This is a genomic window from Polaromonas sp. (genome assembly GCF_035638815.1).
Taxonomy (GTDB): Bacteria; Pseudomonadota; Gammaproteobacteria; order Burkholderiales; family Burkholderiaceae_C; genus Polaromonas.
On sequence record NZ_DASQZG010000003.1, the window covers coordinates 69,635 to 89,433 of the forward strand.

Consider the following 19,799-nt stretch of genomic DNA (forward strand, 5'->3'; position numbering starts at 1 on the left):
TCGCCGGGCCGCAGGCGCAGCGCCCCCTCGGGGGGCAGCGCATTACACGCAGTGAAAAGCGTGGGGGCCATTTTTTAAAGCTCAATCTCCGCCGCGAGCGGCGCATGATCGGAGAGATGGGACCATGGATGCAGGGGCAGCACCACGGGCGCATGGCCGATGGCGTTGCGCACGTAGATACGGTCCAACTGGAGGAGAGGAAAGCGCGCCGGAAAAGTCCGCGCGGCCTTGCCGTTGGCCTGCACGAACACCTCATGCATGCCCGCACCTTCGGCCAGTACGTCGTGCGCGCGGCGGCGCCAGTCGTTGAAGTCACCCGCGACGATCACCGGTGCACTGGGAGGTATGTCCTTGTGGATCATGTCGCAAAGCATATGCAGCTGTTTGAGGCGGTGCGACTCTGCCAAACCGAGGTGGACGCAGATGGCGTGGACGTTGGTGTCCCGGCCGGGTATCTGCAATACACAATGCAGCAGTCCGCGTCGCTCGGGGCCGCTGATGGAGACGTCGCGGTTTTCAAAACTCACGATGGGAAATTTGGAGAGCACCGCATTGCCGTGGTGACCATTGGTATAGACCGCGTTGCGCCCATAGGCAAATTGCGGCCAGATGGTGTCGGCCAGAAATTCGTAATGAGGTGTCACCGGGTAGTTGGCGACCTTGCTTTCATGACGCGCGTGTTCGCCCGTGACCTCCTGCAAGAACACCACATCAGCGCCGACCGTGCGCACCGCTTCGCGCAGCTCATGAAGGATGAACTTGCGATTGAAGAAGGTAAAGCCCTTGTGGATGTTGACAGTCAGCACCTTGATGGAAAAGGTGAGCGCAGCAGCTGCAATGGCCTGCTGCGTTTCAGCCAGTGCATCCGCCTCAATGGCTGAGTCAGGGGGTGCAATCAGGGTGTCACTGACTTTGATGGGAGATTCGGATGAGGGCATGAAGAGAAGGGTAAACCAAAGTCATATTGTTGTTCGGGCCTGTTTCCAGGGACTGTAGGACAGCAAGCTCATTTGCTGGCCGACCCGGCTTTCACCAGCGCTCATTCAGTGTGTCGTTTGTAGCGGTTTTGTAAAGGCTGATGTCCTACGTTAGCGGACGGGGCTTTCCGATAAGAAGTTGACGCACCCGCAGTTAAATTGAAACCATCCAAACCCATCTGGGCTGGTCTTTGCGAATGTCGGACTTCTGTCCTTGGTATTTGCAGATGTTGAAAAGGTAAGGGCAAACGCTCGCATGACCGTTTTGTCTGATCTCTAAAGGAGTTAGAAATGAACAAGTTCTCAATGAAATCCATCCCCGCCGCTGTTGCTTTGACTGCAGCGTTGGCATTCTCTGCACATGCACAGACCGATACTGGTGTGCGCGTCGGATCCAATACGAATATCAGCAGCGATGTGCGTGCCAACGCCATGGGCGGCGGTGCAACTGTGGGCACCAGCACCAGCGTGAACACCAATACGAATACGAACACGAGCGCGCGCGTCGATAACACCAACACGCCTGGCGTCCGTGGCGCTGCAGCCAGGACTGGCGACCGCGTTGGCGACGCTATCGGCCGAGCCGGCTCAGCTGTTGGCTCCGCAACAGAACGTGTGACACGGACCCCGCGCAATGCCATCAAGAACGGCGCCGCGCGTGCTGACGTCGGTATCAACAAAGCATTGCGGACCAAGGGTCCGGCTGGCGCCACTGGCGCAGCTGTTGATGCGACGGCTGGCACAGGCACCCAGCAGAAATAAAGCCAGGCCCTCACCCTGCTGGCTTTGCTTTTGCTCAGCTCAGGGCGGGCACCGCGCCTACAAAGGGGTGGCTCTCGTACCGACGTTATCGAGCGGGGGCAAACCTTACTTTTACTGAGAGGCCAACTTCAAGAGGCCTCTCCACACGCCTCTTCTCTTAATCAAGGAAATTCTATGAACAAGTCAACCATCTCCATTATTCTCGCGGCCATGATGGCCACTTCCGGCTTTGCCATCGCGCAAACCAATCCCACGGCCGGTTCGTCCACCATGGGCGCTGGTGGTGTCAAGGCTGGCGAGCAGGGCGGTGCCAACGCCACCACCAAGGCGCCAACCACGTCGAGCACATCCGGTGTCACCCCAGCCATTCCCTCACCCGCTGCTGCCAATAACACCGCTAGTGGTGTGAAGACTGGTGAGCAGGGCGGCGCCAACGCTGCCGCCAAGACGCAGACTAATACGAGCACATCCAGTGCCACCGCAGCCATTCCCTCACCCGCTGCTGCCAACAACTCCGCCAGTGGCGTCAAGTCCGGCGAGCAAGGCGGCTCTGCTACTGCTGCTACCACTGCTGAGCGTCAGGCCAAGCGCGCCGAACGCAAGGCAGCGCGCAAGGCCAAGCGTGATGCGCGCATGGCTGCAACTTCCACCTCCGGCACTTCCGCGACGCCCGCTTTGGACAAAGCTGGCTCCACCGACGCCAAAGCCAAGAACTAATAGCGAATTGGTATACGCCCGTTTACCGGGTTGATGGCGCCGGCGCCTGAAAAGGAGCCGGCGCTTTTTATTTGCCGTTCAGCTCTTGTCGTGCGGGCCGTGGTGTTTGCCCTGGCGATGGCCGGCAGGACCCATGCGCTGGCTGTCAAACACCTTTTTCTGGTCTGCGGTCAATGCGGCATAGAAGGTCTTCGTGGCTTCGTCGCGCTTGTCCATGGCGACGGTCATCTCGCTCATGCGCTGGGCGCGCAGGGCTCGCATTTTGTCGATGCGTTCGGGCGTCGTGAGCTTTTCAAACTCGGCACGTTGCTCTGCCGAGGGTTTTGCGCCGCGGGCGGGGCGTTGTGTGGAAGCGGTGTAGCTGGTCCAGGCGCCTTCCTGTGCGGGGGTCAGTTTGAGCCTGGCTTTCAGGTCAGCCTGGCGTTTGGCCATGTGTGCCTGCATTTTCGCGGGATCATGGCGGCGCTCGCCAGCATGATGACTGCCTTTGGCAGGTGCAGCGACGGGGGCGCCGACAGGCGGCACCACAGGTTGCGCGGTAGCGGCCAGACCCATGGTGGCCATGACGCCAATCAGCAGCAGGCTGTTGACGGATTTCAGGGGTTTGAAGACAGAGGTCATGAGGGTGCGTCCTTTCAGTGAGGCAAACCTGTTGCCGGGAGTGGTTGGCAGGTTGAAAGGAAGTTTGCGCTGACCATGTAATCGGTCCATAAGCCATCCATAACGATGGGGTAAAGTTTTTTCACCGCCAAAGGCTTGGGCGCTTCGTGCAGTACGGGACTCTCAAAGTCAAGCAGGGGCCGCGGAACCGGCTTCGCCGGGCCGCAGGCGCAGCGGCCCTTGCGGGGGGCAGCGCATTACACGAAGTGAAAAGCGTGGGGGCTCACTCACTTCCCAAAAAGCTTTTTCAGGCCTTCTCCGACCCGGTCGCCCAGTTCAATGCCGGCCCCGGTACCTACCCCAGGCATCAACACCGTGCCGATGGCGGCGCCGAGCAACGCCCCGCGTGAGAGGCTGACTTCAGGGGCGTCCAGCGTCCCGCCGACAGCAAGCGGAACACCGACGGTGTCCGCCAGGTTTACGCTGATGCGCCCGGTGAGCTCCCTGGCGGGCGAGATGGTGACATTGCCGGTGGCTCCCAGAAGGCCCGACGTGGCCACGAGGTTATTCAAGTGCACGGTCCGGCCCTGGGTTCGCACTTGCCCCGCGAGCGTGTCCAGTGGTGTCTGGCCGCCACGGCTCATGCCCACGCTTTTGACGGCCTTTTCCAGGTCCAAACCGTGCAGCACGGCGTTCTTCACCGTAAAGCTGGTGTCGGTTTGCAGCGCGTCGATCAAACCTGCTGTGGTGGCCGCGCGGGCGCTCAGGGTTGTTGATGCCTCCAGCAGACCGCTCAAGGGTTTGTTGGGCACTGTCAGGGCCGCCACCTCCACGTCACGCGTTTCCAGCTGGCCCGTCACCTCCAGCGCCCGTCCGCCTTGGGCTGCAGATGTATGTTGCATGGTGAGGCGGCCAGCCACGGTGCCGCCGCCGATTTGCACGCGCAGCGCCCACTGGTTGGCTTCTTCACGCTGGAGGGAGCTGTTGAGGCCTGCCAGATGGCCCTTGACTACTGAGAGGGATGCTTCTTCGGGCAGGTTGTCTGCGCCCAGACGGATTTCGCCATTAAGCGTGGTGCTGTCGCCTTTGGCGCTGACCCAGGTCACTTGGTCCAGCAGGGCGCGGCGCGGCAGCCAGTCGGTGACGGCAGTGGTCTGCGGTGGCTCATCGGGCTGCAGTTTGTTGATCAAATTGGGCGTTTGCCCTTTGTTTGCGGGCGGAATCTGCTTCTTTTTTTGTAGCGCCAGCAAAATCGCGTCGACCGCCTGCTGGGGAAGCACCACCTCGCGCAAAACGAGGGTGGCGATTTCCAGCCTGCCGCGCAGCAGGGTAGCCCAGCCCGGGCGTACCTCCACCCGGCCCAGTGTCAGGGCTGGCTTGCTCTGCACGCTGATGCTTTCCAGCGCCAGGGCGGGGACTGGCCACACGGCCACCTTGATGCTGCCCAGCTGCACGGGCAGACCCAGCGCCGCAGACGCTTCCGCCTCCATGCGCTGGCGAAAGTCGTTGCTGCCGGCCCAGCTTTGCAAAACAAGGACCAGGGCGCCAAGCGAGAGCACGCCGGCCACCGCCAGCGCGCTCAGCCATTTCAGGGTTTTGGACATGGCCGTATTGTGGCTTGCACAAAATCAGCATCCTGTCTTGCGCACGCCTTTTGATATCGGGCCACACTGGGGCGTCTCCATCTTTTCGGAATATCGCCCATGCCTTCACTATTCAAACCCGCTCAAGCAGGTGACCTTGATCTCGCCAACCGCATCGTGCTGGCGCCCCTCACGCGCAACCGCGCACCTGAGGCCATTCCAACCCCGCTCATGGCAACCTATTACACCCAGCGCGGGCTTCGGCGGGGCTGCTGATCACGGAAGCCACCGCCATCAGCCACCAGGGCCAGGGCTACGCTGACGTGCCTGGTTTGTACGGTACCGAGCAGCTGGACGGCTGGAAGGGCGTCACGCAGGCGGTGCATGCCGCAGGCGGGAAAATTGTGGTGCAGCTGTGGCATGTGGGCCGCGTGTCGCACACGGAGTTGCAGCCGGATGGCGGCAAGCCGGTGGCGCCATCGGCCATCACCGCCAAAACCAAGACGGTGCTGATCAAGGACGGTGCGCCGGTGTTTGTGGACACATCAGAGCCGCGCGCGCTTGACGCGGGCGAGCTGCCCGGCATCGTGCACAGTTATGAGACTGCGGCGCGCAACGCGGTGGAAACCGCGGGTTTTGACGGTGTGGAGATCCACGGCGCCAACGGCTATTTGCTCGACCAGTTTCTGAAAAGCAATTCGAACCAGCGCACCGATGACTACGGCGGCAGCATTGAAAACCGCGCCCGCCTGTTGCTGGAAGTGGTGCGCGCCGTCACAGGGGCCGTGGGTGGGGGCCGCACCGGCATTCGCCTGTCACCCGTCACACCTGCCAACGATGTGCATGACGCCGATCCGCAGCCGCTGTTTGACTATGTTGTCCAACAACTGGCCTCGCTGAACCTTGCCTATATCCACGTGATTGAAGGCGCAACCGGTGGGCCGCGAGACCTGCCTGAGCGGCCGTTTGATTACGCCGCACTCAAGGCCGCGTACCGCAACGCGGGTGGCAAAGGTGCCTGGATGGTGAACAACGGTTACGACAAAGCCCTGGCTGAGCAAGCCGTGAAAGACGGGGCCGATCTGATTGCTTTCGGCCGGCCCTATATTGCCAACCCGGACCTGGTGCGGCGCCTGCGCGAAGATGCGCCGCTGAACAAGCCCGACAAAGCAACCTTTTACGGTGGTGGTGCCAAAGGTTATACCGACTATCCTGCGCTGGCTTGAGGCTGACTTAACGCACGCTGGCGCCAGGCCAGCGCTGCGCCCAGCCATAGGGCCGCGGCAGAAAATACAAGGCCGCGCGGCAATCCGCCCGGGCCATCGGCAATCCAGCCCACCACTGTGGGCCCGACAATCTGGCCCGCCGCAAAGACCACGGTAAAAGCGCTGATGCCCGCGGCCCACTGCGCTGGCGGCAGGTTGTGACGCACCAGTGCAGTGGTGGATGCGACCACCGATAAAAACACCGCGCCGAAAACGATGCCAGACAGAAAGACCAGTGGCCACTGCCCCGTCAGCGCGGGCAGCAAGGTAGCCATGCCCAGCAGGGCATTGAGTTTGGCCAGCGCGCGGCCATCCTTGTGCCTGTCCAGCAGGCCGGCCCAGATGCGGGACGACGCAAGCACTGCAACACCGAGCAGCGCGTAAAACAGCGTGACCGATGCAGGGCTGTTGCCGCGCTCTTGCAGCAGCGCCACCACAAACGTCATGTAGCCGATGTAGCCCACGCCAAACATGGTGTAGCCAGCAAGTGCGGGAGCAAATGGCCGCCACGAAAAGTTGGCGTGTTGGTGCGATGTGTTGCCCGTTGCGGTGTTGGCAGCAAGGCGGCGCAGCACTTGCGCGGGCCACAGCAAAACTGCGGTTGCGGCAAAACAGGCCAGCGCCAGTGCCCACCAGGCCCAAGCCCACGCGTGTGCCCGCTGCGCAGCGGCATCTAGCACCGCAGGCACCAGCCACGCTGACAGCACAATGCCCAGGCCCGTGCCGCCGTAGTACAGCCCCAGTAGAAAACCGCTGCGCGCAGCGTGCAGCGAACCCAGACGCGCGGCGAGCAAGCCGCCTGCGATAAAAACAAAAGCGCTGGCCACACCCGCAAGCAGACGCTGAACAAGCAGAGGCACAGCCTCGGTGAAAAATCCGCTCAGCCCCATGAAGACGCTGGCCAGCAGAGCGCCCGTCAACAACAAGGTCGAGGGGCCGCAGGTTCGCATCAGGCGCGGTGTCAACAGCGCGCCAAGCAAATAGCCCAGGGCATTGGCGGTGTTCATGCCGCCCGCGAGTGTGTACGACCAGCCAAGATCGGCGCGCATGGGCGGCAGCAACAGGCCGTAGGCAAAGCGCGTGATTCCCAGGGAAATGGCCGCGCCCAGTGACAGAGCCAGTGCCAGCCAGATTAGTAGCGCGGGTGACGGCAATGGCGCCGAAAGTGGAGGTGAGCTTGTCTGCATGAAGAGCTGATTTTGCGTCATGCGCGTACTGCGCACGCCAGATGGTTGTCATCAAGGAACCTGAGGGTTATGCCTGCCTCACTTTGTCCTACAGGGCCTCGCGGGAGCTGCTGATTCAGGCAGTAGCGCTGTCTTTTTAAGATAACTTGTACAAGAAATCTGGCGGCACGCCGCCTATAGGAGAGACATGATGTTGAAGTACGCCATTATTTTTGCGATTATTTCCTTGATCGCCGGCGCTCTGGGCTTTGGCGGCGTTGCTGCGGGCTCTGCCGGTATTGCCAAGATTCTGTTCGGCCTGTTTTTGATCCTCGCGGTGGTCTTTATCGTGTTGGCCGCTCTGGGCGTGGGAGCCGTTAAAAAGGTGCTCAAGTAGATGCTTCAACAGGCGGCTTTGGCAACGAATTACATGTCTGCAGTTGATCCCGGCAAACCGGACAACAAATTGGCACCGGGCCACGCAAGGGGTGACCTTGTGCAACGCGCCAGCATTGCACAATTGCTGCTGGTGGCCAGACTGCGCGCGCGCAACCGCCGCGATCTTGCCGTGGACCTGCTTGAGCGTGCGACGCAGGTCATTGTGGTGACTTGCAAGAGCTGGTTTTCTTCCGGCCCCAAGAACGCGCAGACAGAAGAAAAGAATGTCCTGGATGTGATGGACGTTTGCGGGATAAGCAAAGAAAGCAAAGAAAGCAAAGATGCACACCGCCACCATTGATTGCCTCCTCGATTACGAGGTGCTGGCTCCTACCCATTTTTGTTTCAACGTTGAGGCTGCCTTTCATGAAGACCACCGGGTGGTGCAAGAGCGGCTGAGTGTCACCCCAAGCGTGAAGGTGCGCCACTTTTGCGACGAGCGCACGGGGAACCGTTTTTTCCGGCTTGACGCGCCCAAGGGACAGCTGTCGGTCAATTACCACGCGCAGGTTGAGCTGCATCACACGCCCGTGCCGCTGTACCTCGAGGAGATGGCTGTGACTGCAGTGCCGGATGATGTGCTGCGTTATCTGATGCCCAGCCGCTATTGCGAGTCCGACATCATGAGCCGCGCGGCGCAGCAGTTGTTTGGCCATTTGTCGCCGGGGCTGTCGCGTGTACGGGCCATTGAGGCCTGGATTCACGAATCCATTTATTACATGCCGGGGTTCACCAATTCAACCACGACTGCGCAAGAAGTCTTTGTGCAGCGCGCCGGCGTTTGCCGCGATTTTGCTCACCTGGGCATTACCTTTTGCCGTGCCCTGAACATACCGGCGCGGCTGGTGGTTGGTTATGTGCACTTCAATGACCCTCCCGAGGATTTTCACGCGGTGTTTGAGGCTTGGCTGGACGGACGCTGGGTGTTGTTTGATCCCACGCGCATGGCGCCCAACGAGCGACTGGTGCGAATAGGCACCGGACGGGATGCAAAAGACGTTGCGTTTGCCACCATCTTTGGCTCGGTGCAGATGGTGCGGAAGGAACTCACCATCGACCAGGGTGAACTGCTGCCAGGACATGCCGCAGGAAAGCCTTCTACGGATTTGTCGCTAGAGACAGCCTGAATTCCAGTCAGGGCTGATCGCGAATCAGGTCGCGTAGCTGTTGTCGAGTCGTTCGAGTTTACGGATCAGCGAGGGCCACACAAATGCACCACCCATGCCGCCCGTCTGGACGCGCATCGCCTCAGATACGCCTTTGACAATTAGCGGGTTGACCTCGGTAAGCTCGCCGCCGGCTTGCGCATCAATCTGGATGCGGCAGGTGTTTTCGAAGGTGTACATGCTCAGAAACGCATCGGGAATGCTTTTGCCGACGACCAGCAGGCCGTGGTTGCGCAGCATGAGGAAATTGGCCCGGCCCAGATCGGCCTGCAGACGCGGTTTTTCCTCGTCGCGAAAAGCCACCCCCTCGTAGTCGTGATAGGCCAGCGAGGCAAGTACAAAGGTTGACTGCTGACTGATGGGCAGGATGCCGTTTTTCTGCGCGCTGACCGCTACGCCCGCCCGTGTATGGGTGTGCATCACGCAGGCTGCGTCAGGCCGCGCCTCGTGCACCGCGCTGTGAATCACAAATCCGGCGGGGTTGACCGGAAAGGGCGAGTCGATCACCTTGTTGCATTGCTCGTCCACCTTGACCAGGCTTGAGGCGGTGATCTCGTCGAACATCAAACCGTAGGGGTTGATGAGAAAGTGGTGGGCACCCGCGCCCGCGACGGACTCTGGCAGCTTGGCGCTGATGTGGGTGAACACCAGATCGCTCCATCCATACAGCGCGGTGAGGCGATAACACGCGGCGAGGTCGCAGCGCAGCTGCCACTCTTCAGCACTGACCAGTTCTTTTAATGAGGGGATGTGCATGCGGTGTCTCCCGGAGCGTTGGAAATGCTGTTCTGCAGGCTGCAGAACATGAGGGGACCAGCGTACAGCAGTTGGCGGAAAAGGGCGTGTATCCGCCGGGACAGACTATCGTTCAGGCGGCCAGACGCGCGCTTGCAAACAGCACCTGGTCAATCACGGCCTGCACACTCTTGACATGGGCGGGGTTGACCAATTTGCCATCGACGTCAAACGCATCCCCAGCGCGGCCCAGCGCGAAGGCCTGTGGCGCAACCCAGCAATGCGCGTTGAGCAGCAGCGGGGCCAGGTGGCTTTGTGAGCGCAGCCCGCCCAGTGCGCCCGGAGAGGCGCTGAGCATGCCCACCACCTTGCCGGTGAAGGACTTGAAACCCTCTTGCCAAACCGGGTCGCTTTTGACGGGGCTGGAGACCCAGTCGATGGTGTTTTTCAGCAGCGCGGTGTAGCTGCCGTTGTATTCGGGCGAACAGATGATCCAAGCCGGGTGCTCAAACATGATCTTTTTGAGATTCATCACGTCGGGCGGCGTGCCTTTGGCTTCGAGGTCGGCGTTGTACATCGGGATGTCGAAGTCGGCCAGTTCGATATGGGTGACCGTTGCGCCGGATGCGCGCGCCAGTTCGGCTGCGGCATGAGCGAGTTTGCGGTTGAACGAGTTTTGGCGGGTGCTGCCGGCAAAAACGAGGAGTTTGAAGGGAGTGCTCATGCAATGGATTTCACCACAGGCTGCGTGGTGAAAAACTGCGTGAAAGCGGCCCTGCAAGCCGAAACCAGCTAAAATGTACGAAATAACCGATTTTGTACAAAATGCACACCATTGCCCTCAGCGAGTTTCGCGCTCAAGCCTCAGCCATGATTGATCTGGTCGAGCGGGGTGAGACCGTGCGGATTTTGCGGCACGGCAAGCCAGTCGCGGAGCTCGTTCCCTTGAAGTCAGAAGAGCAGGCAAAGGTGCCTAGCTGGAAGCGTCCCTTTGAGCCGGTAGTTTTGCCGCCCGGCGTGTCCTTGTCGCAGGCGGTGCTCGATGAGCGTAGCGAATCTCCATGGTGAAACGCACCTCCGCCCCTTACCCGGCGGCGCCGGCGCCAGGGCGCATGGTGGCTCGTGATGGAGAGGCCCGCCTGATGTTTGACGCTTCTGCGCTGACCAAACGCTACGCCAGTGAAGCCGGGCGCGAGCGCGTGTTGGCTCTTTTTGAGACTGCCAGCGAGTTGCTGGTCGCCGCACATTGCAAGACTGAGGTGGCCTCCGCACTGCTGCGACGTCGCCGTGACGGCAGCTTGCCCGCACCCGAATTTGACCGCGCCTGGGCTGCCGCGCAAAGCGATGCTGCCGACATGACGCAGGTACCGTTGGATGCGCGGGTTGAGCGATATGCCTTTGCCTCAATGGAGCAGGGCCCTTTGCGCGGCATGGATGCGCTGCATGTTGGCAGCGCGCTGGCCACACGGGTGGACCTGTTTGTGACCGCCGACCGGCGCCAGGCGCAAGTCGCGCGTGGTATGGGTTTGCCTACTGAATTGATTGAAGCCTGACCATGTTTTACCCCCAAGAATTTGACGTGATCGTGGTCGGTGGCGGCCATGCCGGCACCGAGGCCGCGCTGGCCTCTGCCCGCATGGGCTGCAAGACTTTGCTGCTCTCGCACAACATTGAAACGCTGGGCCAGATGAGCTGCAACCCGTCCATCGGCGGCATCGGCAAGGGCCACCTGGTGAAAGAGGTAGACGCCATGGGTGGCGCGATGGCGCTGGCGACCGACGAGGGCGGCATCCAGTTTCGCATTCTGAACAGCTCCAAAGGTCCGGCCGTGCGCGCCACCCGGGCGCAGGCTGACCGGATTCTTTATAAGGCGGCGATCCGCCGGAAGCTGGAGAACCAGCCCAATCTCTGGCTTTTCCAGCAGGCGGTGGATGACCTGATGGTTGAGGGCGACCGGGTCGTGGGCGCTGTCACACAGGTGGGCATCAAGTTTCGTTCGCGCACGGTGGTGCTGACCGCCGGGACTTTTCTGGACGGCAAGATCCATGTGGGCATGCAGAATTACTCGGCTGGCAGGGCGGGTGACCCGCCGGCGGTGTCGCTTTCGGCAAGGCTGAAAGAACTCAAGCTGCCGCAGGGCCGGCTGAAAACCGGCACGCCGCCACGCATTGATGGCCGCACGATTGACTTCAGCAAATGCACCGAGCAGCCGGGCGACGGAATGCCGGGCGGCACCGCCGGGCCGGTGCCCGTGTTCAGCTTCATGGGCGGGCAGATCGCGCACCCGAAGCAAATGCCTTGCTGGATTACCCACACCAACGAGCGCACGCACGAGATCATTCGCTCCGGTTTTGACCGCAGCCCGATGTTCACCGGCAAGATTGACGGGGTTGGCCCGCGCTATTGCCCGAGTGTGGAAGACAAGATCAACCGCTTTGCCGGCAAGGAAAGCCACCAGATTTTTCTGGAGCCGGAAGGGCTGACCACCCACGAGATTTACCCGAACGGCATCTCGACCAGTTTGCCTTTTGATATTCAGTACGACCTAGTGCGCTCCATGGCCGGCATGGAAAACGCCCACATTCTGCGGCCCGGCTATGCTATTGAGTACGACTACTTTGACCCGCGCGCGCTGAAAACCAGCTTTGAAACCCGGGCTGTGGGCGGGCTGTTTTTCGCCGGGCAGATCAACGGCACAACAGGTTACGAAGAGGCGGCGGCTCAGGGAATGTTTGCCGGCATCAACGCGGCGCTGCAATGCCAGGGCAAAGAAGCGTGGCTGCCCAAAAGGGACGAAGCCTATCTGGGCGTGCTGGCGGACGACCTGATCACCAAGGGCGTGACCGAGCCTTACCGCATGTTTACCAGCCGGGCCGAGTTTCGCCTGATGCTGCGGGAAGACAACGCCGACATGCGCCTGACCGAAAAGGGCAGGGAGCTGGGGCTGGTGGACGACGCCCGTTGGGACGCCTTCAATCGCAAGCGCGATGCTGTTTCACGTGAAACAGAGCGCCTGCGAACAACGTGGGTCAACCCGCGCAGCCTGCCGGCGGCAGACGCTGAACGCGTCTTGGGCAAGGCAATCGAGCGGGAGTACAACCTGCTCGATCTGTTGCGCCGGCCTGATGTGAACTACGCCGCGCTGATGTCTTTGGACGGCGGAAAGTATGCCAACGCCGAACTGGCGCCCGATGTTTCACGTGAAACAGAGGCAGCCGACATGGCTACCAGCGTGATTGAGCAGATTGAGATTGCCGTCAAATACGCGGGCTACATCGACCTGCAGAAAACCGAGGTTGAGCGCGCCTCGCATTACGAAAGCCTCAAACTCCCGGCTGACCTGGACTACCTGCAGGTGGGGGCATTGAGTTTTGAGGCCCGGCAAACGCTGGCTAAGCACCGGCCGGAAACACTGGGCATGGCATCGCGAATCTCCGGCATAACGCCCGCGACCGTGTCTTTGCTCTTGGTCCATCTGAAAAAGAACCTCTGGAAAAATACTCTTCCCGCCGCCGCACAGGCCGAAGCCTGATGCGCAACGGAGAGCAAGACTTGCGCGCTGGTCTGAAGGCGCTGCAACTTGAACTGGATGATGACCGCGTTGGCCAGTTGCTGGACTATCTGGCGCTGATCGGTAAGTGGACCAAGGTGTACAACCTGACGGCGGTGCGTGACCCGGCAGAGATGATGACGCATCATTTGCTCGACAGCCTCGCGGCTGTTCAGCCCTTGCTCCGGCATTTGCAGAAAGCGGGGCTGGAGGAGGGCGCAAGCTTGCTGGATGTCGGGTCCGGCGCCGGCTTGCCTGGGGTGGTAATTGCCATTTGCTGCCCCTCCGTGCAGGTGACTTGCGTGGACACGGTGGCCAAGAAAGCCGCGTTTATCAAGCAGGCCGCGCTTGCTTTGAAGCTGCCCAACCTGACAGGACTGCACGCCCGGGTGGAATCCATCACTCAGCCTTTTGATGTGATCTGCTCTCGCGCCTTTGCTTCGCTCCATGATTTCACGCAGTGGTCGGTAGGCGCTTTGGCGCCGACGGGCGTGTGGATGGCCATGAAAGGCAAGCACCCGGCCGATGAAATAGTCGTGCTACCCGCGACGGCGAAGGTGTTTCACGTGGAACAACTGGTCGTTCCGGGGCTGGATGCCGAGCGCTGCATCATCTGGATGCGCCCGAACACAACGGAGCTCGCCTGATCAGAGGTGCGCTTGAATTTCAAGCGCACCTGCTGACGTAAACTCAAGCCCTCTGTTTCTGGAGGTTTTCCATGCTGGGTTCATTTGTTGGCGTAGCCGACTACGGCGCTTTTGTCGTCGCCATCATTGTGTTTTTGCTGATTCCCGGCCCGGGCAATCTGGCATTGATCACCTCCACCAGCAAGGGCGGCATCTCCGGCGGCATGGGCGCGACCTTTGGCGTTATCGCGGGTGACCAGGTTTTGCTGTGGGCTGCAGTGGCAGGGGTCTCTGCCGTGATGGTTGCGTACCCAACCGCTTTTCACATCGTCCAGTGGGCGGGCGCGGTCTATCTGGCCTGGCTGGGCATCAAGATGCTGATGGCCAAACCCGGCGACGCCCCGATTCTGGAGATCAAGCCCAAGCACTACTTCCGCCAGGCGCTGCTGATCACCTTGCTCAATCCCAAGGCGATTGTTTTCTACATGGCCTTCTTCCCGCTGTTTGTCGACCCCGCCCAGCACCAGGGTCTGAAGACTTTTGCGGTGATGGCAGTCACGATTGCTGGCTTGACTTTTTTGTATGGTCTGACATCGGTGCTGATCACCCACTTTCTGGCTGAGCGCATCCGCGCCAACCCGAAAGTTTCCAGCTGGTTGAACAAGGCGGCGGGTGTTTTCCTGATCGGCTTCGGCATCAAGCTCGCAGTTTCCAAATAATCCCGTTTGCTGACAAAACAAAAAAAACAACATGGCCAAGATATTTTGTATTGCCAACCAAAAGGGCGGGGTGGGTAAGACCACCACGACCGTCAATCTGGCGGCGGGGCTGGCCAAGGTCGGCCAGCGGGTTCTGATGATCGACCTGGACCCGCAAGGCAATGCCACCATGGGCTCGGGCGTGGACAAGCGCAAGCTTGAACACACGGTGTACGACGTGTTGCTCGAATCAGCTTCGATTGCCGAGGCGCGGGTGACCAGCCAGAAGCTGATCGACGGCGGCTGCAGTTACGACATCCTGGGCGCCAATCGCGAGCTGGCCGGGGCCGAGGTCGAGCTGGTCGATATCGAGCGCCGCGAAAAGCGTTTGAAGCTGGCCATCGAAGCGGTTGCTGCGGAGTATGACTTTGTCCTCATCGACTGCCCGCCATCGCTGAGCATGCTCACGCTCAATGGCCTGTGCTGCGCGCACGGCGTGATCGTGCCCATGCAGTGCGAGTACTTTGCGCTCGAAGGCCTGACCGATCTGGTCAACACCATCAAGCAGGTGCACGCCAACCTCAACAAAGACCTGGCCATCATCGGCCTGCTGCGTGTCATGTTTGACCCGCGCATCACGCTTCAACAAAACGTGAGCGACCAGCTCAAACAGCATTTTGGCGACAAGGTCTTCAACACCGTGATCCCGCGCAATGTGCGGCTTGCCGAAGCGCCCAGCTACGGCTTACCGGGCGTCGTGTTTGATCCGTCGTCCAAAGGCGCGCAGGCTTTTATCACCTTTGCAGAAGAGATGGTCCAACGCATCAAGGCCATGTGATGCCGAGATTGTTAATTAAATTGGCCTTGAGTCCTTATTCCATGGGCGCGGGCAGCTATTAAAACAATAGCAAACACCTCTTCAGCATGAACCCCAGCAATGTCCTGATTCTTCCCGGTTGGCAAAACAGCGGCCCCGGCCACTGGCAGACCCTGTGGGAGAGTGCGCACGGCTATACGCGGGTTGAGCAGCACGACTGGATGCGGCCGTTGCGCGGCGACTGGATCGCGAGGCTGGAAGACGTGGTGCTGGGCCGCGACGAACCGGTCGTGCTAGTGGCTCACAGCCTGGGCTGCATGCTGACCGCCGCGTGGGCAGCGCACTCGCGTAACACGCACCGGGTCAGGGCCGCGCTGCTTGTGGCGCCACCGGACGTGGACAGAGAGGAAGTGCGGCAGCTGCTGACCAGTTGGGCGCCAGTGCCCATGAACAAGCTGCCCTTCGGCTCCGTGTTGCTGGCCAGCAGCCGCGACCCCTATTGCCGGCCTGACCGGGCACGTGAATTCGCTGCCGCCTGGGGCTCTGAATTTGTCGATGCCGGCCCGCTTGGCCACCTCAACGCCGACAGTGGCCTGGGCGACTGGCCGGAAGCACATCAAAAACTACTGGCGCTGATGAACAGCACCGCCACCGCCTGAACTTACCCGAAAGACAAGACAAACATGGTCACCAAAAAACCCAAAGGCCTGGGCCGCGGACTCGAAGCATTGCTGGGTCCCAAGGTCAGCGAGACCTCTGACACGGACAGCAGCGCGACCAGCCCGGGCTTGCCCGCCTCGCTGCGGCTGACCGACATGGTGGCCGGCCAGTACCAGCCACGCACCCGCATGGACGAGGGCGCGCTGTACGAGCTGGCCGAATCCATCAAGGTGCAGGGCATCATGCAGCCGATTCTGGTGCGGCGTCTCTCCAGCGGCGCCAATGACGGCAAGTACGAAATCATTGCCGGCGAGCGGCGCTTTCGCGCGGCTAAATTGGCCGGCCTGGACAGTGTGCCGGTGCTGGTGCGCGACGTGCCCGACGAGTCTGCCGCTGCGATGTCACTCATCGAAAACATCCAGCGCGAAGACCTGAACCCGCTGGAAGAAGCGCATGGCCTGCAGCGGCTGGTCAAAGAATTTGGTCTCACGCATGAGCTGGCCGCGCAAGCAGTGGGCCGCTCACGCAGCGCTGCGTCCAACCTGCTGCGCCTGCTCAATCTGGCCGAGCCAGTTCAAACCATGCTGATGGCTGGCGACATCGACATGGGTCATGCGCGTGCCTTGCTGGGCCTGGACCGCGCAACGCAAATCACCGCGGCCAACCAGATCGCCGCCAAGAAAATGTCGGTGCGCGAGACCGAGAGCCTGGTGAAAAAACTCAGCGCCGAGTTTTCATTGAAGCCGCAAAAAGCCACCAAGGAAAAATCACGGGATACCCGTCGCGTTGAAGAAGAGCTGGCCGACCTGCTGATGGCCGAGGTCGAGGTGCGCATCAAAAAGCAGGTCAAACGCCACGGTCGCCGCGAAGATGTGGGCGAGCTTGCGATTCAGTTCGGATCTATGGATGAGCTCAATGGTTTGATTGAGCGGTTGCGCGGCGGGAAATAAGCCTTCCGACCCTGTAAAAAATGAACCGTGCGCCTCTTTGAAACATAAACCGTTCACCCTGAGCTTGTCGAAGGGCTTCGGCCCCTCAGAATCCGCAGCCTCCCCTGTTTTGAGGATGACCCGAGGCGTGGTGGCGGCTTAGAATCCCCGCTTTGCAGCTGCGGGGTTTGGTTGTATTTTTATACCTGTATAAATTTTCAGGCAAATCCAACTGGCAGGCCATCTTCAGGAGAAAGTCGATGTCCAGAAAATCGAGCACGGGTCAGTTTATCGAGCAGGTTGCTCTCTACATTAAGTCGGATCGCATGAATACACCGAGAGCCATATGTTGATGAGGGCCACAGTTACTGCTGGTTTGGTGATGCTCTTCGCACTGGCTCACGCTCCCGACGGGATGGCCCAGAAAGGGGGAGGTCGACCCTCATACCAAGAGGTCAAACGCTCGTGGGACTCCTGGCAGGGCACGCGTCCGTTCTCGTTCTTTGGCATGAGGAATGCTCATCTCGTGACATGGCATGGCGTCAGGCACTCAAAGAACCCTTTGCGACATGGAAGCAACGGAACAAGTACATGGACGAGCTTCGCGCGAACGTGTACGCGCGTGCGCAGCAGGAAGGAGGCTCTGCAGAGGCGCAGCGTTTCTCGAACGAGATGCTGTCGCTGCTGGACACTCAAGGCCAGGCGACGCGCCTAGAAATTCGCGCCAAGCAAGGCTGGGAATGCGAGCGCCTCTTGCAAATCCTTGGCGACAGGCGGCTTGATCCGATCCGGCACTACGCAACGGACGTCGGCATAATTAAGCGTGCCTCAGAACGATGACTAGCTGGCCACGATCGACAGCTGCCAAGCATGCAGCCCAACAGGTTGTCCGACACGGATACGCAACGGCATTGCGCGCCGGACAGCTCCGACGTTAGATGGCTCAAGCTGCTCTGATCTTCGGTTCTAAGGAGAAATGATGGAAAGTCTTCGCAATAGAGTTCTTACCTGCCTAGTCGAACGAGCGCCGAATTCGCTGACGGCTCCCAATATCCTCACGCTGCTGGACTTAGCGGATATCCACGGGCTGCAGAAAGAACTAGAGATCATGTCGGCTGAAGGTCTTGTAGTTGTTCGGAAGCACGCAAGGAACCCAGACTATGCCCTCCCTTCCTATGTCGGACTGCCGATGCGAGAGTACGTGAGTGTCAACGGCATCAAGGTTCCGCGCCTACTTGCGAACGATACCGCGCGACCTGAGGAGCTAAACATCTATTTCGAAGTGCTCGCGCGTCGCATTCTCCAAATTGAAACTGATGCCGAGCGGAAACTCGATGAACGACTAAAGTCATACTGGGCGAACGTCGTCACATTGTTCGGAGCGTTCATTGGTGTATTTGCATTGATCGTTGGCTTTCTGAGGGTCGTTCCGTTCGAGCCAGGTTCAACTTTCACTTCCGTTCTCATGTTGAGCTCTGCACAGGTTATTCCACTTGCGGTCATCCTTGGTGCTTTTGTATGGTTTCTAAAATCGCAGTTCAAATAGCGACATCTAACCTGTCATATATGCACTCCCCCACAAGCGCAAGAAACTAACGGATAGCTTGGCTGTAGGGGAAGCGTCTGCAGTCGTATATCCGGTATCTGGACTGCGCCCCACTCACAAGGTAAAAATCTTCCCCGGGTTCATGATGTTGGACGGGTCAAGCGCGCGTTTGATGTCGCGCATCATCTCGACGGCGCCGTCACCGGTCTCGGTCACCAGAAAGTCCATCTTGTGCAGGCCCACGCCGTGCTCGCCGGTGCAGGTGCCTTCCAGGCTCAGGGCGCGCGTCACGAGGGTGTGATTTAACGCTTCGGCTTTTTCGCGCTCTTCGGGTTTGTCGGGATCGATCAGGTAGCCAAAGTGAAAGTTGCCGTCGCCCACGTGGCCGACGAGGAAATAGGGGATGCCGCTGGCATCAGCTTCTTTCACTGAATCAAGCAGGCAGTCGGCCAGGCGCGAGATTGGCACGCAGGTGTCTGTCGAGATGGCGCGGCAACCGGGCTTCGACTGGATGGCGGCAAAGTAGGCGTTGTGCCGCGCGGTCCACAGGCGGGTGCGCTCCTCTGGTGTGCTGGCCCACTCGAAAGCATTGCCGCCCAGATCGGCTGCAATTTCCTGCACGGTTTCTGCCTGCTCTTTAACGCTGTTGGGCGAGCCGTGAAACTCCATCAGCAGCATGGGTTCTTCACGCAGGCCGAGCTTGCTGTGCGCGTTGACCATGCGCACGGTGTTGCTGTCGATCAGCTCAACGCGCGCAATCGGAACACCGAGCTGAATGATCTGGATGGTGGTGCGTACTGCGGCTTCGATGCTCGGGAAAGAGCAGATAGCCGCTGAAATCGCTTCGGGCAGGGGATAGAGCTTGACGGTTATTTCGGTGATCACGCCCAGCGTGCCTTCGCTGCCGACCATGAGGCGCGTCAGGTCGTAGCCAGCGGACGATTTTTTGGCGCGGGTGCCTGTGCGGATGATGTCTCCGCTGGCGGTGACCACCTCAAGGGCCAAAACATTTTCGCGCATGGTGCCGTAACGCACGGCGTTGGTGCCGCTGGCGCGCGTCGCGCTCATGCCGCCAATCGTGGCGTCAGCGCCGGGGTCAATCGGGAAAAAGAGGCCTGTGCTTTTGACTTCTTCGTTGAGCTGCTTGCGCGTGACGCCAGCCTGCACGGTAACAGTGAGATCTTCGGCGTTGATGGACAGCACCTTGTTCATGCGGCTCACATCGATGCTGATGCCACCCTGCACGGCGAGCAAGTGGCCTTCCAGTGAGGTGCCAACGCCGAACGGAATGACCGGCACCTGATGCGCTTGCGCCAGCTTGACGGCATCGGCAACGTCAGCCGTGCTTTCGGCAAACACCACAGCTGCGGGCGGCGGCGCTGTAAAGGAGGATTCATCACGTCCGTGCTGCTCACGCACGACCAGGGCCGTAGAGCAACGGTCGGCAAAACGTGCTTTGAGCGCATCAACCAAAGCGGGCGGCACGGCGCGCAGGTTCAGATGGGGCAGCAGATGATCGGGATGGGTGGGCGCGTTCATGTGGGGTCTCCTGACGGAATACCCC

At 60.3% G+C, this 19,799-nt stretch carries 22 protein-coding genes and 1 pseudogene; 16 read left to right on the forward strand and 7 right to left on the reverse strand.

What is annotated here, in order from left to right; all coding sequences use genetic code 11:
- Positions 1-74: 74 nt before the first annotated feature.
- Positions 75-938 (reverse strand): endonuclease/exonuclease/phosphatase family protein, encoded by an 864-nt coding sequence (locus VE934_RS01115; protein ID WP_324883468.1) that lies wholly within the window; start codon positions 936-938, stop codon positions 75-77.
- 330 nt (positions 939-1,268) lie between these two features.
- Between VE934_RS01115 and VE934_RS01120 the strand changes: the two genes are divergently transcribed.
- Positions 1,269-1,739 carry a hypothetical protein gene (locus tag VE934_RS01120; RefSeq protein ID WP_324883470.1) on the forward strand — a complete coding sequence of 157 codons (471 nt, stop codon included), beginning with the start codon at positions 1,269-1,271 and terminating at the stop codon, positions 1,737-1,739.
- Between the two features lie 174 nt (positions 1,740-1,913).
- Positions 1,914-2,456 (forward strand): hypothetical protein, encoded by a 543-nt coding sequence (locus VE934_RS01125; RefSeq protein ID WP_324883472.1) that lies wholly within the window; start codon positions 1,914-1,916, stop codon positions 2,454-2,456.
- 78 nt (positions 2,457-2,534) lie between these two features.
- Here the strand turns inward: VE934_RS01125 and VE934_RS01130 are convergent, their stop codons facing one another.
- Both VE934_RS01130 and VE934_RS01135 read right to left on the reverse strand, forming a co-directional pair.
- Complete coding sequence (locus VE934_RS01130; RefSeq protein WP_324883474.1) at positions 2,535-3,077, reverse strand: Spy/CpxP family protein refolding chaperone; 543 nt, start codon at positions 3,075-3,077, stop codon at positions 2,535-2,537.
- A 266-nt stretch (positions 3,078-3,343) separates the two neighbouring features.
- Positions 3,344-4,660: a hypothetical protein gene (locus VE934_RS01135; RefSeq protein WP_324883476.1), complete on the reverse strand. Its 1,317-nt coding sequence runs from the start codon at positions 4,658-4,660 to the stop codon at positions 3,344-3,346.
- Positions 4,661-4,759: 99 nt separating this feature from the next.
- On the opposite strand from VE934_RS01135, the pseudogene VE934_RS01140 reads away from it, so the two are divergent.
- Positions 4,760-5,865 (forward strand): annotated as a pseudogene (locus VE934_RS01140) (alkene reductase).
- Here the strand turns inward: VE934_RS01140 and VE934_RS01145 are convergent.
- Positions 5,847-7,091: a YbfB/YjiJ family MFS transporter gene (locus tag VE934_RS01145; RefSeq protein WP_324883694.1), complete on the reverse strand. Its 1,245-nt coding sequence runs from the start codon at positions 7,089-7,091 to the stop codon at positions 5,847-5,849. The pseudogene VE934_RS01140 and the gene VE934_RS01145 sit on opposite strands and share 19 nt — an antisense overlap.
- A gap of 190 nt (positions 7,092-7,281) precedes the next feature.
- Here VE934_RS01145 and VE934_RS01150 point away from each other — a divergent pair, with 190 nt between their 5' ends.
- Genes VE934_RS01150 through VE934_RS01160 form a run of 3 tightly spaced genes read left to right on the forward strand, consistent with a single transcriptional unit; the run spans position 7,282 to position 8,635 of the window.
- A complete protein-coding gene (locus tag VE934_RS01150; protein ID WP_324883478.1) occupies positions 7,282-7,467 on the forward strand; it encodes a DUF1328 domain-containing protein in 186 nt (61 codons plus the stop codon).
- Positions 7,468-7,500: 33 nt separating this feature from the next.
- The gene (locus VE934_RS01155; RefSeq protein WP_324883480.1) at positions 7,501-7,809 is read left to right on the forward strand and encodes a hypothetical protein; all 309 of its coding nucleotides are present in this window, start codon (positions 7,501-7,503) and stop codon (positions 7,807-7,809) included.
- A complete protein-coding gene (locus tag VE934_RS01160) occupies positions 7,790-8,635 on the forward strand; it encodes a transglutaminase family protein (RefSeq protein WP_324883482.1) in 846 nt (281 codons plus the stop codon). Before VE934_RS01155 ends, VE934_RS01160 begins: the two co-directional genes overlap by 20 nt.
- Positions 8,636-8,659: 24 nt before the next feature.
- Here VE934_RS01160 and VE934_RS01165 read toward each other — a convergent pair whose 3' ends face one another.
- Complete coding sequence (locus tag VE934_RS01165) at positions 8,660-9,430, reverse strand: class II aldolase/adducin family protein (protein WP_324883484.1); 771 nt, start codon at positions 9,428-9,430, stop codon at positions 8,660-8,662.
- A 112-nt stretch (positions 9,431-9,542) separates the two neighbouring features.
- Entirely contained in the window at positions 9,543-10,133 is a 591-nt protein-coding gene (locus tag VE934_RS01170; RefSeq protein WP_324883486.1) for an NAD(P)H-dependent oxidoreductase, read from the reverse strand.
- A gap of 101 nt (positions 10,134-10,234) precedes the next feature.
- On the opposite strand from VE934_RS01170, the gene VE934_RS01175 reads away from it, so the two are divergent.
- From VE934_RS01175 to VE934_RS01220, 10 genes are all read left to right on the forward strand, one after another.
- Complete coding sequence (locus VE934_RS01175; protein WP_324883488.1) at positions 10,235-10,477, forward strand: type II toxin-antitoxin system Phd/YefM family antitoxin; 243 nt, start codon at positions 10,235-10,237, stop codon at positions 10,475-10,477.
- Positions 10,471-10,962, forward strand: a complete 492-nt coding sequence (locus VE934_RS01180) for a type II toxin-antitoxin system VapC family toxin (RefSeq protein ID WP_324883490.1) — start codon at positions 10,471-10,473, stop codon at positions 10,960-10,962. The genes VE934_RS01175 and VE934_RS01180 overlap by 7 nt, the downstream gene beginning before the upstream one ends.
- Before the next feature lie 2 nt (positions 10,963-10,964).
- Positions 10,965-12,941 carry a tRNA uridine-5-carboxymethylaminomethyl(34) synthesis enzyme MnmG gene (gene mnmG, locus VE934_RS01185; protein ID WP_324883492.1) on the forward strand — a complete coding sequence of 659 codons (1,977 nt, stop codon included), beginning with the start codon at positions 10,965-10,967 and terminating at the stop codon, positions 12,939-12,941.
- The gene (gene rsmG, locus VE934_RS01190; RefSeq protein WP_324883495.1) at positions 12,941-13,606 is read left to right on the forward strand and encodes a 16S rRNA (guanine(527)-N(7))-methyltransferase RsmG; all 666 of its coding nucleotides are present in this window, start codon (positions 12,941-12,943) and stop codon (positions 13,604-13,606) included. The genes mnmG and rsmG overlap by 1 nt, the downstream gene beginning before the upstream one ends.
- 71 nt (positions 13,607-13,677) lie before the next feature.
- On the forward strand, positions 13,678-14,304 hold the full coding sequence (locus VE934_RS01195; RefSeq protein WP_324883497.1) for a LysE family translocator: 627 nt from the start codon (positions 13,678-13,680) through the stop codon (positions 14,302-14,304).
- Positions 14,305-14,335: 31 nt separating this feature from the next.
- Entirely contained in the window at positions 14,336-15,121 is a 786-nt protein-coding gene (locus VE934_RS01200) for a ParA family protein (RefSeq protein ID WP_324883499.1), read from the forward strand.
- Positions 15,122-15,207: 86 nt separating this feature from the next.
- Complete coding sequence (locus VE934_RS01205; RefSeq protein ID WP_324883501.1) at positions 15,208-15,759, forward strand: RBBP9/YdeN family alpha/beta hydrolase; 552 nt, start codon at positions 15,208-15,210, stop codon at positions 15,757-15,759.
- A gap of 24 nt (positions 15,760-15,783) precedes the next feature.
- A complete protein-coding gene (locus VE934_RS01210; RefSeq protein WP_324883503.1) occupies positions 15,784-16,710 on the forward strand; it encodes a ParB/RepB/Spo0J family partition protein in 927 nt (308 codons plus the stop codon).
- 510 nt (positions 16,711-17,220) lie between these two features.
- Positions 17,221-17,529, forward strand: coding sequence for a hypothetical protein (locus VE934_RS01215; RefSeq protein WP_324883505.1), 309 nt, complete (start codon positions 17,221-17,223; stop codon positions 17,527-17,529).
- 139 nt (positions 17,530-17,668) lie between these two features.
- Positions 17,669-18,235, forward strand: coding sequence for a hypothetical protein (locus VE934_RS01220; RefSeq protein ID WP_324883507.1), 567 nt, complete (start codon positions 17,669-17,671; stop codon positions 18,233-18,235).
- A 114-nt stretch (positions 18,236-18,349) separates the two neighbouring features.
- Here the strand turns inward: VE934_RS01220 and VE934_RS01225 are convergent, their stop codons facing one another.
- Entirely contained in the window at positions 18,350-19,774 is a 1,425-nt protein-coding gene (locus VE934_RS01225) for an FAD-binding oxidoreductase (RefSeq protein ID WP_324883508.1), read from the reverse strand.
- Between the last annotated feature and the right edge of the window lie 25 nt (positions 19,775-19,799).

Excerpts from the sequence above, each read along its gene's own strand:
- VE934_RS01115 (WP_324883468.1), bottom strand. The coding sequence starts at position 938 with ATGCCCTCATCCGAATCTCCCATCAAAGTCAGTGACACCCTGATTGCA.
- VE934_RS01120 (WP_324883470.1), top strand. The coding sequence starts at position 1,269 with ATGAACAAGTTCTCAATGAAATCCATCCCCGCCGCTGTTGCTTTGACT.
- VE934_RS01125 (WP_324883472.1), top strand. The coding sequence starts at position 1,914 with ATGAACAAGTCAACCATCTCCATTATTCTCGCGGCCATGATGGCCACT.
- VE934_RS01130 (WP_324883474.1), bottom strand. The coding sequence starts at position 3,077 with ATGACCTCTGTCTTCAAACCCCTGAAATCCGTCAACAGCCTGCTGCTG.
- VE934_RS01135 (WP_324883476.1), bottom strand. The coding sequence starts at position 4,660 with ATGTCCAAAACCCTGAAATGGCTGAGCGCGCTGGCGGTGGCCGGCGTG.
- VE934_RS01145 (WP_324883694.1), bottom strand. The coding sequence starts at position 7,091 with ATGCAGACAAGCTCACCTCCACTTTCGGCGCCATTGCCGTCACCCGCG.
- VE934_RS01150 (WP_324883478.1), top strand. The coding sequence starts at position 7,282 with ATGTTGAAGTACGCCATTATTTTTGCGATTATTTCCTTGATCGCCGGC.
- VE934_RS01155 (WP_324883480.1), top strand. The coding sequence starts at position 7,501 with ATGTCTGCAGTTGATCCCGGCAAACCGGACAACAAATTGGCACCGGGC.
- VE934_RS01160 (WP_324883482.1), top strand. The coding sequence starts at position 7,790 with ATGCACACCGCCACCATTGATTGCCTCCTCGATTACGAGGTGCTGGCT.
- VE934_RS01165 (WP_324883484.1), bottom strand. The coding sequence starts at position 9,430 with ATGCACATCCCCTCATTAAAAGAACTGGTCAGTGCTGAAGAGTGGCAG.
- VE934_RS01170 (WP_324883486.1), bottom strand. The coding sequence starts at position 10,133 with ATGAGCACTCCCTTCAAACTCCTCGTTTTTGCCGGCAGCACCCGCCAA.
- VE934_RS01175 (WP_324883488.1), top strand. The coding sequence starts at position 10,235 with ATGCACACCATTGCCCTCAGCGAGTTTCGCGCTCAAGCCTCAGCCATG.
- VE934_RS01180 (WP_324883490.1), top strand. The coding sequence starts at position 10,471 with ATGGTGAAACGCACCTCCGCCCCTTACCCGGCGGCGCCGGCGCCAGGG.
- mnmG (WP_324883492.1), top strand. The coding sequence starts at position 10,965 with ATGTTTTACCCCCAAGAATTTGACGTGATCGTGGTCGGTGGCGGCCAT.
- rsmG (WP_324883495.1), top strand. The coding sequence starts at position 12,941 with ATGCGCAACGGAGAGCAAGACTTGCGCGCTGGTCTGAAGGCGCTGCAA.
- VE934_RS01195 (WP_324883497.1), top strand. The coding sequence starts at position 13,678 with ATGCTGGGTTCATTTGTTGGCGTAGCCGACTACGGCGCTTTTGTCGTC.
- VE934_RS01200 (WP_324883499.1), top strand. The coding sequence starts at position 14,336 with ATGGCCAAGATATTTTGTATTGCCAACCAAAAGGGCGGGGTGGGTAAG.
- VE934_RS01205 (WP_324883501.1), top strand. The coding sequence starts at position 15,208 with ATGAACCCCAGCAATGTCCTGATTCTTCCCGGTTGGCAAAACAGCGGC.
- VE934_RS01210 (WP_324883503.1), top strand. The coding sequence starts at position 15,784 with ATGGTCACCAAAAAACCCAAAGGCCTGGGCCGCGGACTCGAAGCATTG.
- VE934_RS01215 (WP_324883505.1), top strand. The coding sequence starts at position 17,221 with ATGGCATGGCGTCAGGCACTCAAAGAACCCTTTGCGACATGGAAGCAA.
- VE934_RS01220 (WP_324883507.1), top strand. The coding sequence starts at position 17,669 with ATGGAAAGTCTTCGCAATAGAGTTCTTACCTGCCTAGTCGAACGAGCG.
- VE934_RS01225 (WP_324883508.1), bottom strand. The coding sequence starts at position 19,774 with ATGAACGCGCCCACCCATCCCGATCATCTGCTGCCCCATCTGAACCTG.